13 protein-coding genes and 1 pseudogene are annotated in these 13,249 nt (G+C 68.6%); 8 read left to right on the top strand and 6 right to left on the bottom strand.

Going from position 1 to position 13,249, the window contains the following annotated elements:
• The first annotated feature begins 72 nt into the window (after positions 1-72).
• The 3 genes from xdhC (at position 73) to AC2EBS_RS08390 (ending at position 2,692) form a co-directional block, all read left to right on the top strand.
• The gene (gene xdhC / locus AC2EBS_RS08400; protein WP_484727937.1) at positions 73-903 is read left to right on the top strand and encodes a xanthine dehydrogenase accessory protein XdhC; all 831 of its coding nucleotides are present in this window, start codon (positions 73-75) and stop codon (positions 901-903) included.
• An 87-nt stretch (positions 904-990) separates the two neighbouring features.
• The gene (locus AC2EBS_RS08395; RefSeq protein ID WP_484727936.1) at positions 991-1,461 is read left to right on the top strand and encodes a cache domain-containing protein; all 471 of its coding nucleotides are present in this window, start codon (positions 991-993) and stop codon (positions 1,459-1,461) included.
• 127 nt (positions 1,462-1,588) lie between these two features.
• Positions 1,589-2,692, top strand: coding sequence for a cyanophycinase (locus AC2EBS_RS08390; protein ID WP_484727935.1), 1,104 nt, complete (start codon positions 1,589-1,591; stop codon positions 2,690-2,692).
• Positions 2,693-2,796: 104 nt separating this feature from the next.
• On the opposite strand, the gene AC2EBS_RS08385 is transcribed toward AC2EBS_RS08390, so the two are convergent.
• The gene (locus AC2EBS_RS08385; RefSeq protein ID WP_484727934.1) at positions 2,797-3,990 is read right to left on the bottom strand and encodes an esterase/lipase family protein; all 1,194 of its coding nucleotides are present in this window, start codon (positions 3,988-3,990) and stop codon (positions 2,797-2,799) included.
• 450 nt (positions 3,991-4,440) lie between these two features.
• On the opposite strand from AC2EBS_RS08385, the gene AC2EBS_RS08380 reads away from it, so the two are divergent.
• From AC2EBS_RS08380 to AC2EBS_RS08365, 4 genes and pseudogenes are all read left to right on the top strand, one after another.
• Positions 4,441-5,088: a hypothetical protein gene (locus tag AC2EBS_RS08380; RefSeq protein WP_484727933.1), complete on the top strand. Its 648-nt coding sequence runs from the start codon at positions 4,441-4,443 to the stop codon at positions 5,086-5,088.
• Positions 5,089-5,446: 358 nt separating this feature from the next.
• A complete protein-coding gene (locus AC2EBS_RS08375) occupies positions 5,447-6,160 on the top strand; it encodes a glutathione S-transferase N-terminal domain-containing protein (protein ID WP_484727932.1) in 714 nt (237 codons plus the stop codon).
• A 111-nt stretch (positions 6,161-6,271) separates the two neighbouring features.
• A pseudogene (locus tag AC2EBS_RS08370) lies at positions 6,272-6,826 on the top strand (phosphoribosyltransferase); the annotation flags it as partial.
• Positions 6,827-6,916: 90 nt separating this feature from the next.
• Complete coding sequence (locus tag AC2EBS_RS08365) at positions 6,917-7,573, top strand: dienelactone hydrolase family protein (RefSeq protein WP_484728311.1); 657 nt, start codon at positions 6,917-6,919, stop codon at positions 7,571-7,573.
• A 31-nt stretch (positions 7,574-7,604) separates the two neighbouring features.
• Here the strand turns inward: AC2EBS_RS08365 and AC2EBS_RS08360 are convergent, their stop codons facing one another.
• Entirely contained in the window at positions 7,605-8,006 is a 402-nt protein-coding gene (locus AC2EBS_RS08360; protein WP_484727931.1) for a DUF302 domain-containing protein, read from the bottom strand.
• A gap of 245 nt (positions 8,007-8,251) precedes the next feature.
• Here AC2EBS_RS08360 and AC2EBS_RS08355 point away from each other — a divergent pair, with 245 nt between their 5' ends.
• Entirely contained in the window at positions 8,252-9,448 is a 1,197-nt protein-coding gene (locus AC2EBS_RS08355; protein WP_484727930.1) for a urate hydroxylase PuuD, read from the top strand.
• A gap of 22 nt (positions 9,449-9,470) precedes the next feature.
• On the opposite strand, the gene AC2EBS_RS08350 is transcribed toward AC2EBS_RS08355, so the two are convergent.
• The 4 genes from AC2EBS_RS08350 to AC2EBS_RS08335 form a co-directional block, all read right to left on the bottom strand.
• Positions 9,471-10,337: a plasmid replication/partition related protein gene (locus tag AC2EBS_RS08350; RefSeq protein WP_484727929.1), complete on the bottom strand. Its 867-nt coding sequence runs from the start codon at positions 10,335-10,337 to the stop codon at positions 9,471-9,473.
• 119 nt (positions 10,338-10,456) lie between these two features.
• Positions 10,457-11,494 (bottom strand): SLAC1 family transporter, encoded by a 1,038-nt coding sequence (locus tag AC2EBS_RS08345; RefSeq protein ID WP_484727928.1) that lies wholly within the window; start codon positions 11,492-11,494, stop codon positions 10,457-10,459.
• Positions 11,495-11,513: 19 nt separating this feature from the next.
• Positions 11,514-11,813: a rhodanese-like domain-containing protein gene (locus tag AC2EBS_RS08340; protein ID WP_484727927.1), complete on the bottom strand. Its 300-nt coding sequence runs from the start codon at positions 11,811-11,813 to the stop codon at positions 11,514-11,516.
• Positions 11,814-11,861: 48 nt separating this feature from the next.
• Complete coding sequence (locus tag AC2EBS_RS08335; RefSeq protein WP_484727926.1) at positions 11,862-13,241, bottom strand: TolC family protein; 1,380 nt, start codon at positions 13,239-13,241, stop codon at positions 11,862-11,864.
• Between the last annotated feature and the right edge of the window lie 8 nt (positions 13,242-13,249).

Below are 13,249 nucleotides of genomic sequence, written 5' to 3'. Positions count from 1 at the left end.
GGCAAGCCCGCAGGCCCGGCAAAGCCGGATCCTCGGGCTTCGCTTGGCAGAACACCGTGTCAGGCTCATGCGATGAACCATGTCGGCCAGTTGCGAGCGCTGCTGCTGCGCGAGCCGGCGGTGCTGGTGCGTGTGCATGCGCTGCAGGGCAGCGGTCCGCGCGAGGTCGGCGCGTGGATGGCCGTCGGCGCGCAAGGTCAGCTGATCGGCACTATCGGTGGCGGCCAGCTGGAGTTCGACGCGATAGCGCAGGCGCGCGCGCTGCTGTGCCAGCCGGCGCCAGCCGAAGGCGCAACGTTGCGCCGGTATCCGCTCGGCCCCAGCCTGGGCCAGTGCTGCGGCGGCGTGGTGACGCTCAGCTTTGCGCGCCTGGGCGCTGCCGACATCGCCGGCCTGGCGCAGCGGCTGGAGGCGGACGTGCAGCGTCTGCCGGTCGCGCTGTTCGGCGGCGGCCATGTCGGGCGCGCCATCGTCAAGCTCCTGGCGGACCTGCCGGCGCAGGTGCAGTGGTTCGATAGCCGTGACGAGGTGTTCCCTGTCGACCTCCCGGAAACGGTGCATGCCGAGCATTCGGACCCGGTGCAGGCAGCGGTGCGCGACATCACCGCGGGTGCGCGCGTGCTGATCATGAGCTTCAGCCATGCCGAGGATCTGGAGGTGCTGGCGGCCTGCCTGCGGCGGCGTCGCGACTCTGGCGATCTGCCTTACCTTGGCTTGATCGGCAGCAAGAGCAAATGGGCAAGCTTCAGGCACCGTCTGGAGGAGCGTGGCTTCACCGCTGCCGAACTGGATGCTGTGGTCTGCCCCGTCGGCCTGACAGTCATCAAGGGAAAGCAGCCGGCGCTGGTCGCGCTCTCGGTGGTGGCCCAGCTCTTCGAGGATTCCGGTTCTTGTTCACGCTGAGCCTGCTGCCTTCAAGCTGGCGCACGCATCGCGTGCGACTGGCAGGTTCAGACTGTGCTTGCAGGATCATCAAAGGAGTGTCTTTCCATGAAGAGCTGGATCATCAAGATGTTGGGCGTTGCGGTCATGGCTGTCGGTTTTGTCGCCGGTGCCCAGGCGCAGGAGCGGGGTACCAAGGACGAAGCCAAGGCCCTGGCTGACGCGGCCGTCGAGCATGTGAAGAAGGTTGGCGCCGAGCAGGCCTACAAGGACTTCACCAGTGACAAGGCGCATTGGATGAAGAAGGATCTCTACGTCGCGGTCACCGACTTCGACGGTGTGACGCTGGCCCATGGCGCCAACGAGAAACTGATCGGCAAGAACATGCTCGGCATCAAGGACGCCAATGGCGTCTCCTTCATGGCCAAAATGATCGAGGCTGGCAAGTCCTCCTCCGGCACCGGCTGGGTGGACTACGACTGGCCCAATCCGCTGACCAAGAAGATCGAGGGCAAGACCAGCTATGTGCGCGTGCTGCCAGGCGGCAAGACGCTGGTGAGCGTCGGCTTCTATCGCTAAACGGGCGCTGGCGCCGCCCCCGCCGCATCTCGCGGGGGGAATCACAGGAAGCGCGCGTCAAGGCTCGTCCTTGGCGCGCGCTTCGCTTATGCTGGCTCCATCCTGATGCAGTAACGGGGTGCACAGCATGAGCGACAAGAGCAGTTGGGCAGCAGAGCGCCGTTCCTTGCTGATGAGCGCGTTTCGTGGCCTCGCGGCGGCGACGCTGGCGGCGCTGGCGTTCGCCGGTCCGGCCTGGTCGGCCGGCGGCAACGACAAGGCCGCTGCGCCACCGACCTACAGCTCCAAGTCCTACGACTACTACCTCACCGGCAGTGCCGCCGATGTGCAGCCGCCTGCGCCGGGCACGCAGCTGCTGGTGCTGATGGGCGGCGGCACCGATGTCGACGCCGCCTTCCGCGCGATGATGGACAAGGCCGGTGGTGCGGCGCGCGCCAAGGTGGACGTGGTGGTGATACGTGTCAGCGGCGCCGACGGCTACAACCAGTACCTCTACGACATGGGCGGCGCCGACTCGGTGGAAACGCTGGTCATCAAGACCCGTGCCGGTGCTGACGACCCGGAAGTCAACCGCATCGTCGCCAATGCCGATGTGCTCTTCATCGCCGGCGGCGACCAGTGGAACTACATCAAGCTCTGGAAGGGCAGCAGGCTCGACACCACGCTGCAGCAGCTTGTCGCGCGTAAGGTGCCCTTCGGTGGCACCAGTGCCGGGCTGGCGGTGCTGGGTCAGGTCGATTTCTCGGCGCAGTACGGCACCATCACCTCAGACCAGGCGATGGCCAACCCCTACGATCGCCGCCTGGCGCTGGACCGCGACTTCATCAACACCTTGCCGGGCCTGAGCGGCACCATCACCGATGCGCATCTGGTCACGCGTGACCGCATGGGCCGGCTGATGGCCTTCCTCGCGCGCATCATCGCCAACGGGTGGGTTGACCGGCCGGACGCGGCGCGCGGCATCGGCGTGGACGAGGCGACTGCGGTGATGGTCGACGGCGGCCAGGCGAGCGTGCTCGGAACCGGCGCGGCCTACTTCCTGCGCCCATCAATCGCCGCAACGACGATACAGACGAAGAAGCCGCTGACCTTCCGCAGCGTGCAGGTCAACAAGCTGGTCGCCGGCAGTGGCAGCGTGGACCTGCTGAACTGGCCGGCAGCGGCGTCGTACACGCTGTCGGTGGAGAGTGGCGCGCTCACCTCGTCGGCTCCGGGCGGCAGCGCTTACTGAGAGGCCGGCTCCTTCCGGGCCCTGTGCGCGGGCTCAGCCAATCGGCAGGTATCGCCGCCTGGCCTTCGCCAGCCGCAGGCTCCTTCCGGACCCTGCGCGCGGGCTCAGACGAGCCAGCTTCGCAGCTGCTCGGCTACCTGCGGGCTGCTGAGCAGGTCCAGGTGGTTGAGTTCCCAGCCCTGCCACTGGCGCTCGGGCGCGAACTGAAGGCAGCGCTCCGGGTCGGCATGGCGGCCCAGCGCACTGTCCAGCGGCACCAAGCCATCGCCCAGCAGCTTGTCCTTCAGATCGCCGTTGCGCCGCCCAGTGCTGGCGGCCAGCGCATAGCAGCGCGGCCCGACCGGCAAGGGCACAGGCTGCGGTCTATGCGGGCCGTGGGCGAAACGGTCGCGGCCCACCCAGTCCTCGTCGAGCAGGCTGCCGTGGCGCAGATCGGTGATGCCGGCGCTGCGTAGCTTGCCCAGGCGCGCCAGCGGCGCCGCATACGGCGCGGCACCGAGCAGCAGCGTCACCCAGTTGCCGGCGCGCTCCAGCGGCGCGCCGTGGTGCGGCGTGCCCAGGAAGACCAGATCGTCGACCTTGTTCACCCAGGCCTGGCCGGCCGCTGCGCCCTGGTGCATCGCACTGCGCATCAGCAGGCCGCCCATGCTGTGGCCCAGCAGCACCAGTCGCTCGACGGGCTGCGGCCAGGCATCGAGCAGCTGCTGCATGGTCTGCGCGAAGGCGCGGCCGTTCAGCGAGATGTGCTGGCCGCTGTTGTAGTGCAGATAGAGCGGCGTGTAGCCCAGCGACTCGGCCAGCATCTGGCCATGGTCGTGGCCGGCGCGGCGCCATTGCAGATCGTTCATGCATAGGCCATGCAGCAGCACCAGCAGGCGGCCGCCGCGGGCCTGCGGATCGGCCGCCAGCGCCGCGCGCTCCAGCGGCAGCACGCGGCCGGCGCGGCGTAGCGTCATCGGGATGGCCAGCGGGTTGGCGCTGGCGGCCAGGTAGTCGCCCATCACGCCGTTGAGCGCGGCCACCACGGCCTCGCGTTCCGGGCTGGACTGCGCGGCGTCGCCGGCCAGTGCCGGCTGCAGCAGGCCCAGCAGCGCATCCAGACTGCCGCCCACCAGGCGTGTCACGCCGCGGATGCTCTTGTAGACAAGGCCGGTGAGGCCGTTGGTGCGGCCATCGGGCGTGCGCACGATGCCGGCGTGCATGGCTTCGACCAAATCGGCCAGCGCGGTGGTGGCATCGGTGGCCAGGCGGGTGGCGCCGCGCAGGTCGGAGTGCTTGAGGGCGGGGCGTCGGCTCATCCGGCGAGTATGGGGCTGAGCGCCCGCCGTCGCGCTATTTCCGCTTGAGGCGGCTTTGTGCTGCGTCAGCATTCAGCGGGGCTGAGACCCGCCGGAGTCGCGCGCTCTGCAGTAGCGGGGGTTGACCGCATCAGGTCTCGTTGGCCGGAATGGCCCCTGCTTCAGTTGATCGGGTCTTCGGTCAAAGTGCCGATTGCTTCCTGCTTGATGAACGCTCTTGCCCGAATGTTCGCGGAGAATCGCCAGGGATGATCCGCGTTATGTGGCGACAGTGGAGGCGGCCAACCGCATCCTCAATACCATCGCTCGGCGCCGCGCCATCGGCTCGCAGTATTGAGCATGGATCGCGGTTAACCGCTGGCGTGATCCCATGGGACGGCATGCAAGGTTCTTTCGCGGATCAGTGATCCCCAAGCTACCGTATCCGTTTTCCCGCAAGGAGGTGCTCGCATGTTTGGGCTAGTCGTTCTCGCTGTTGCAGCGCTTTACTTCTCGGTGATGTTCATGGCCGTGCGTTGGGCGTGGCGGAGCGAGATTGGACAGGGTGGAACACGCGGCAGGGCGTTTCGCAAGGCCTTTTTCGTTTTCCTGTTGATCTATCTGCCGGTGTTCTGGGATCACATTCCCACGCTGGTGGTGCACCGGGCCATGTGCGCCAAGGATGCGGGCTTCACTGCCCATGTGGATGCCCAGCAGTGGCATGAGAAGAACGCGGACGCGGTGGCGGCGGTGAACGGGTTATCGCGAAGAGAGCGCGAGGCATCCGTACAGTTGCCAAAGGCACCTGACGGATTTGATCGATATGTCGGCTTTGGCGGGTTGCTGCGTAGTGACTACAAGTACGAACGGGTTGTGCCCTGGCTCACCGTGGGGCGGACTGAGCAACGGGTTGCTGACGCGAAGACTGGCGAGGTGTTGGCCGTTGCGATTGACTATGGGGCCGGTGGCCCCAGCAGCGCCGAGAACCTGCGGTGGTGGCTTCGCACGGGCGGCTGCTTTGATGCTCCCCCGAGCGCAAATCTGCAGCCAGACAAACCAACCACGCCCATTGGATACATCAGGTGGTTTAAGTACTCACTCAAGGGAGAGCATCCATGAGCAAGGCAAGCATCGAGGGCGCCAGGGTCGGGGAGCCAGGGTCCGGTCTTTAATCATTTCCCGCCCATTCGCAGATATCCATGACTCGCCCCTCCGCATCGGGTTCCCTGGCGCCGTTCACCACGTGCCGTCACGAGGTGATCGACGCGAGGCAATTCCTGTCGGCGACGTGGATCGGGCCAGGCTTCTTTCCGTGCTGGCTCAATCCTCCGAGCGCTAGTAAGCAGGTCAAGGCGATGTCCGCGCTGGCACGCAAATTGGCCCGGCAGCTCACCTGATTCCCCCAGCCGGCAGGCCTGGCCGCGGCACGGCAGAATCGCCCGGCCTTCTTCTGCTTCAGCACAACCGACCCTTCCCTATGAGCAACGATCTCTCCGCCTTCGCCATCACCCGCAAATGGCCCGCCCAGCATCCCGACCGCCTGCAGCTCTACTCGCTGCCCACGCCCAACGGCGTCAAGGTGTCCATCATGCTCGAGGAAACGGGCCTGCCCTATGAACCGCATCTGGTGCGCTTCGACAGCAACGACCAGCTCTCGCCCGAGTTCCTCTCGCTGAACCCCAACAACAAGATCCCGGCCATCCTCGACCCCAACGGGCCGGGCGGGAAGCCTCTCACCTTGTTCGAGTCCGGCGCCATCCTGGTCTATCTGGCGGAGAAGACTGGCCGCTTCCTGCCTGCCGATCCGGCGGCGCGCTACGAGACGCTGCAGTGGCTGATGTTCCAGATGGGCGGTGTCGGGCCGATGTTCGGCCAGCTCGGCTTCTTCCACAAATTCGCCGGCAAGGACTATGAGGACAAGCGTCCGCGCGATCGCTACGTGGCCGAATCGCGCCGCCTGCTGAACGTGCTGAACCAGCGCCTGGCCGGGCGCGACTGGATCATGGGCAGCGAGTACACGATTGCCGACACTGCGATCTTCCCCTGGGTCAACAATCTGCTGAACCACTACGAGGCCGGCGGCCTGGTGGGCATCGAGGACTTTGCCGAGGTGCAGCGCGTGCTGGCTGCCTTCAAGGCCAGGCCGGCGGTGCAGCGCGGCCTGAACATCCCGGCGCGGCCGGCGGCCTGAGGCGCGGCGGGACGCCGCCGCCGCACAGACGCCCGTGGCTTGATCCCTGCCCCTTGTGGGCGTGAGCCTGCGCTGGCAAGCTAGCCTGTACAGGACAAAGGAGGGGCGAGCATGCAGTTTCAGGACCGACTCGATGCGGGGCGGCAGCTCGCGGCCGCGCTGTCTGCCTATCGCGGCCGGCACCCGCTGGTGCTGGCCATCCCGCGCGGTGCCGTGCCCATGGGCAAGCTGATCGCCGACGAGCTGCAGGGCGAGCTCGACGTGGTGCTGGTGCGCAAGATCGGCGCGCCCTTCAACCCCGAGTACGCCGTCGGCGCGATCGACGAGACCGGCTGGATCTACCGCAACCCTGAGGCCTATGACGACTCGTTGCAGCAGCATCTGGCCGAGGACGGACGCAAGCAGCTCGAGGTGATCCGCCGCCGCCGCGCGCAGTACACGCCGGGGCGCGGGCCGGCGGACATACGCGACCGTGTGGTCATCGTCGTCGACGACGGCCTGGCCACCGGCGCGACGATGATCGCCGCGCTGCACGCGCTGCGCCAGCAGCAGCCGGCCAGGCTGATCTGTGCGGTGCCGGTGGCGCCGCCCGACATCGTCGCCAAGGTCGGTGCGCAGGCCGACGAGGTGGTCTGCCTGCACCAGAGCCCCTGGTTCCAGGCCGTCGGCCAGTTCTACCGCCACTTCGACCAGGTGGAGGACGAGGAGGTGATCGCGGTGCTGCGCCAGGCCCATCCCCCCCATTCGTCGCAGCAGCTGGCCGAGGGCACAGTGCGCATCGCGCTGCCCGATGTGACGCTGGAGGGCGAGCTGGCCTTCGGCAGCAAGCCGGGCGAGGCGCCCGGCGCCTTCGTGCTCTTCGCACATGGCAGCGGCAGCAGCCGCCACAGCCCGCGCAACTGCCAGGTCGCGCAGACGCTCAACCAGGCGGGCATAGGCACGCTGCTGTTCGACATGCTCACCGTCGACGAAGACCGCGACTATGAGCGCCGCTTCGACATTGGTCTGCTGAACCAGCGCCTGGCTGGCGCCACCGCCTGGCTGCGCGAGCGCGCGCCCAAGGCGAGCATCGGCTACTTCGGCGCGAGCACCGGCGCGGCCGCTGCTCTGCAGGCAGCGGCGCAGCTGGGCCCGGAGGTGGTGAAGGCGGTGGTCTCGCGCGGCGGGCGGCCCGATCTGGCCGGCGCACGCGCGCTGAGCCACGTGGCCAGCCCGACGCTGCTGATCGTCGGCAGCCGCGACGAAGAGGTGCTGGCGCTGAACCGCGAGGCACAGCGCCGCATGGTTGGCGCTGTCACCGAGCTGCTCGTGGTGCCCGGCGCCACGCATCTGTTCGAGGAGCAGGGCACGCTGGAGCAGGTGGCTGTCGCCGCCAGTGACTGGTTCACCCGGCATCTGCTGGCGCCGCGCTGAGAGGCGTCTGCCAAGCCGGGCGCAGCGGCGATCAGAGCGCGGCCAGCGCCTCGTCGAGCTTGCCGCGCACTTCCTGTGCGAGCGCGTGGACCTCGGGCTTGTCGACCATCTGCATGATGGCCAGCGGGTCCATCATCTCCACATAGACGGTGCCGGCAGCGTCCTGGCGCACGACCACATTGCAGGGCAGCAGTGAGCCGATCTGCGGCTCGGCGGCGATCGCGCGGCTGGCAAAGCGCGGATTGCAGGCGCCGAGGATGCGGTAGGGCGGCATGTCCAGGTCGATCTTCTTTTTCATCGTCGCCTGCACGTCGATCTCGGTGAGGATGCCGAAGCCGACCTTGGCCAGCTCCTCGGTGATGCGCTTGAGCGCCTCGTCGAAGGGCAGGGCGACGGTCTTGCCGAAGGCGTACTTGCTGGGTTCAGCGCTCATGGGTTGGTCTCCGTGCTGGGGTCTCGAATATTCGTAAGTTTGAATATATCCGAGTGGCTGCAGTCGGAGCCCGCCGCTCGACTGCGCCGGACTGCCTGTCTGCATGAGTCAAAACTGTATACACTTGTGCTCACAAGTCGCAGCGGCGCCCGGATGGCAAGACCTTCCGGATCAGCGCGACGCCTTTTCTTGCCGGCTTACAGCGCCCGCAGTGGTGAGCCGGCCCAATCGACCGCACAAGAAGCATGGAAAGCTATCTGCTCGACTGGGCCAATCTGCTGCTGCGCTGGCTGCACCTGATCGTCGGCATCGCCTGGATAGGCGCCTCCTTCTACTTCGTCTGGCTGGACAACCATCTGCACAAGCCGCAGGCCGAAGACCTGAAGGCCAAGGGCGTGGACGGCGAGCTCTGGGCCGTGCATGGCGGCGGCTTCTACAACCCGCAGAAATACATGGTCGCGCCGCGCGACCTGCCGCAGGACCTGCATTGGTTCTACTGGGAGAGCTACTGGACCTGGATGAGCGGCTTCGCGCTCTTCGTCACGCTCTACCTGTTCAATGCCGAGAGTTTCCTGATCGACAAGCGCGTCTACGACTGGGGCGGCTCCAGCGCTGCGGCCATCGCTGCGGCGCTGGGCTTTCTGGCGCTGCCCTGGCTGGTCTATGACCAGATCTGCCGTCGCTTTGGCCATCTCCCGGACGGCAGCATCGGCAACGACGGCCGCGTGCTCGCGCTGATCGCGGCCTTCGTCGTGCTGATGAGCTGGGCGGCGACGCAGCTCTTCGCCGGCCGCGCCGCCTTCCTGATCGTCGGCGCCAGCATCGCGACGATGATGAGCGCCAATGTCTTCTTCTGGATCATCCCGGGCCAGAAGCAGGTCATCGCCGATATGCGCGCCGGGCGCAAGCCCGACCCGCTGCACGGCCAGCGCGGCAAGCAGCGCAGCGTGCACAACACCTTCTTCACGCTGCCGGTGCTGGTGGCGATGATCAGCAACCACTACGGTTTCCTCTACAGCCATGCGCAGAACTGGCTGGTGCTGGTGCTGCTGATGCTCGCCGGCGCGCTGGTGCGCAGCTGGTTCGTCAAGCGCCACAAGGGCGTCAACGCCTGGCCGCTGCTGGTGGCGGTGGGTGTGTTGCTCGGCGGCCTGATCGCCTGGCTCGCGCCGGCGGCCAAGCCCGCAGCTGCCGCGTCAGCGCCGGCCGCGACCCTGGCCCAGGTGCAGGCCATCGTCGAGCAGCGCTGTGTGGTCTGCCACAACGCGCAAGTGGCGCAGAAGGGCGTGCAGCTGCACACGCCCGCGCTGATCGAGCAGCACGCCCAGGCGGTCTACCAGCAGGCCGTGGCCTTGAAACTGATGCCCTTGAACAACGCGACGGCAATGAGCGACGAGGAGCGCGAGCTGCTCAAGCGCTGGTTCGAGGCGCGCGGCCGCTGAGCGGCGTTGACCTGGCGGCAGCTCAGGTCGCAGCCTTGAGCGCAGCAATCTCCGCGCGCAGGCGCTCGTTCTCGGCACTCAGCTCGGCGACGCGCTGACGCAGCAGCGTCAGCTCATCTGCTGCTGCCCCCTCCGCTGGCATGCCGGCTTCATCGGTGGCAGCCGCCTCCTCGCGCGGCTTGCGTTTGGCCTCGCGGGCGCGCTTGGCCGCCTGCTTGAGCTCGTCGCGGCCAGCGCTGGCGGCGGCGACCTGTTCCTCGACCGGCAGGCTGGCCACCGCGGCGGCGGCGTTGATCGAGATCTCGCCTGACTTCACCGCGGCCACCACTTCCGGTGCGGCCTGCTTCTGGATCTTCTCGATCAGCTGCACCTGGCTGCTGGACAGGCGCGCTGCCTTGGCGATGGCTTCGCGGGTGTTCAGCGGCTCGGGCACGCTGTACGTGGCGGGGTCAGGGCTTGCCTGCCCGGAGGCAGCCTCCTCGCTGGCGGTCGCCGGAGCCGCGTGCTGCGGCAGCGGTGCCGCCTGGATGGCCTGCGCGCGCTTGGCGGCGACGATCTCCTTCTTGCGCAGCGCCAGCACGCCGCGCTGGAAGTCGGAGACGCTGCGCCGGCCCAGATGCTGGTCGATCATCCACAGGTGCACGTCGTCCATGCTCTTGAAGCGCGGGTTCTGCACGGTGCGGAAGGGGAGGCCGTGCTTGCTGCAGATCGCATATCGGTTGTGGCCGTCCACCAGCACATCGCCCCACAACACCAGCGCGTCGCGGCAGCCCTCGGCGAGGATGGAGCGCTCCAGCGCGTCCCACTCGTCAGGCGTCAATGGGTCGATATAGGCCTTGAGTTCCTCGTTGATGACGATGGGCTGGGCGGCGGCTGCGGAGTCGGACATTGAAACGATCGGGGGCGGGAACGGCGCGAGGGCACGAGGACCAGATGGAATCGACGAAAGAACGGCGCCTGCCGTCTCAGCAGCAGGCGCCGTTCAGGGGCGCGATTCTAGAGCTGGCCCTAGCGCACGATCGGTGCGCCGTCTGCCGCCACCGGCTGGATGGCCGCCACCGGTTCGGGCGCCAAGAGGCTGCCGTCGCGCAGGCCGCGCACGGTGGCCAGCGCCAGGCCGGTGATCACCAGCGAGGCCGCGGCCAGCGCCAGCACGCCGAGCAGCAGCATCAGGCCGCCGTGGCCGCTGGCCAGGGTGCGCAGCTCGGCCAGGCGCAGCGTCAGCGCCGCGAAGGCGGCCAGCGGGAAGCTCATCGCCCAGTGCGGCACGCCGAAAGGCAGCTTGGCGATGCGCGGCAGCAGCGTCGCGGCCCACAGCAGCGAGAACAGCGCCATGCCCCAGGCCAGCCAGGCCAGCAGCGGCGGCGCGCCCAGCTGCAGCGTCGCCAGGCCGATCACCGCCGGCGGGGCGACGAGGATGAAGCCTGCGGGCATCAGCCGCTCGGGCCAGAGGCCGTTGACCGCGATGCGCACCAGCAGCAGCACCAGCACCAGCGGCCAGAACAGCAGGCCGATGCCGAACTGCGCGGCCGACCACTCCGGCTGGCCCAGCGGCACGCCGGCCAGCGGCACCAGCACATTGCCGACGATGGGGATGAACAGCGCCGGCGTCAGTGCCGGCCAGGCCAGGCCTTCCTTGGGTCGCCACCAGCGCGCCAGCACCCACAGCGTGACGCCCAGCAGCGTCAGCGAGCCCAGCCACCACAGCGGCAGCAGCCAGGCTTGCGGACCGGCGAGCGCCACGCCGACGGTGACGAGCAGCAGCAGGCCGATCGGAATCGCCGCGACGAAGGCATGGCGCACCGGATGCTTCAGATCCTCGGCCCAGGCCTGGCCGTAGCGTTGCAGGCGCAGCAGCGAGAACAGGCCGAGCGCCACAAAGACCGCCAGCGCCAGTGCGCCCAACGCGAGGGCGAAGCCCTGTGCCAGCTCGCCCATCGCAGCGGAGGCGCGCTGCCAGGCCAGCGATAGGCCGCTGAGGCCCATCACCAACGAGAACCACGCCGGGGCGAGGAATTTCAGCGGGGTCGCGTGTCGGCCGGCCATCGATGCAACGGCGCCTGCTTCAGCCGCGCTCGACGCCGAGGCCGTACTGCATCGCCACCTGGCCGGCGCCGCCGCCGTTGACCACCTGCGTATAGCCCTCGGCCATCAGCATCTGGCGCGCCATTTCCGAGCGTGCACCCGAGGCGCAGTACAGCAGGATGGGGCATTGCTTGTCGGGCGCGACGCTGGCGATGCGCGCCAGCAGCTCGGGCAGCGGCAGGCAGATCGCGCCTTGCAGGCGTGCGGCCTGGTACTCGCCTTGGGAGCGGACGTCGATCAGCAGCGCGCCTGCCTGCGGGGATTGAGAGGGGGACGACATGATGCTTGCGTAGTCAGAGGTTCTTCATCGGGGCCGATTGTCGGCGGATCAACGAGCCGCGGCTTGCGCCAGCGCAGCCTCGTCCAGCCGTCCGGCGAGCTGTGCCAGACGCAGCCGCTCCATCAGCAGCGCGACACGGGCCTGCGCCAGCGCCAGCCGCGATTGCGCGCTGTCGTTCTCGGCATTGAGCTGGTCCAGCGTCGTGCGGTCGCCGACCTCGCGGCCCAGCAGCGTGGCGTCGCGGCGCAGCGTGCTCGCCTTTTGCGCCTGCTCCAGCGCAGCGATGCGCTGGCCGGCCACCTGCAGGTTCAGCCAGCTGGCACGCAGACCCTGCTCGGTCTGCTGGCGTGCCAGCGCCAGCTCGGCCTCGGCCTGCTCCACCTGGGCCAGCGCCTCGCGCTCGCGCGCGCTGCGCATGCCGCCGGTGTAGATCGGCACATTGAGCTGCACGCCTATCATGCGCTGCACGCCGGTGTAGGAGGCGCTGCTGCCGAAGTCGCCGCTGCCGCTCAGGCGATCGCGGCCGGCCTGCGCCACCAGGTCCACACTCGGCGACGCGCGCAGGCTGTGCTTGGCGGCCTCCTGGCGCGCCATCTCCACGCCCAGGCGGCGCAGGCGCAGCTCGGGGCTGTCGGACTCGGCATGGGCCAGCCATTGCTCCAGCGCGCCCGGCTCGGCGGCGGGGCCAGCCGTTGGCACGGGCAGCGTGGGCTTGAGCTGGACCTCGGGCAGGCCCGTGCTGTCGGCCAGCACGCGGCGCTTGAGCTGCGCCTCGGTCTGCGCCATCAACAATTCGGCGCGCAGCGCGGCCAGCCGCGCCTGCGCCTCATGGCTGTCGAGGATGGGCGAGGCACCGAGCTTGAAGCGGTCCTGCGCCTCGGCCGCGGCGCGCTCCACCGATTGCAGCTGGCCTTGCAGAACTGCGACGCGCTCGTCGGCCAGCGCCAGCTCGTAATAGCGCTGCGCGGTCTGCAGCATCAGGCCCTGCTGCGCGGCACGCCAGCCCTGGTCGGCCATGTCGGCCGCGGTGCCGAGCTGGCGCGCCTGCGCGCTGCGTTCGGCGTTGTAGAGCGGCTGCACGGCCTGCAGCGCCCAGCGCGTGCTGGTGCCGTTGCTGACCGAGGTGCTGAAGTCGGCACCGGCCACCGTGCCCAGGCCCGGTGCGCTGAACTGCGCGCCGCGCGTGTCGCTCTCCTGCGTGGCGCGGCCGGCACCGGCCTGCAGCATCACGGCCGGACGCCACAGCGCATCGGCCTGCGCGCGCTTGGGATCGGCGCCCGCCTGGGCGGCACGCGCGACGGCCAGTGCGCGGTCCTGCGTCAGCGCCGCCTGCCAGGCCTGCACCAGATCGAATGCCTGGGCAGAGGGCAGGGCAGCCAGTGTCGCCAGGGCGAGCAAGGTCTTGCGCAGCATGGTCGTCGTCCTCATCGCGGTTC

The sequence above is a fragment of the Roseateles sp. T103 genome (genome assembly GCF_057219915.1).
Note: the sequence above shows the minus strand (reverse complement) of the source record. Positions and strands in the feature narration are given on the sequence as shown.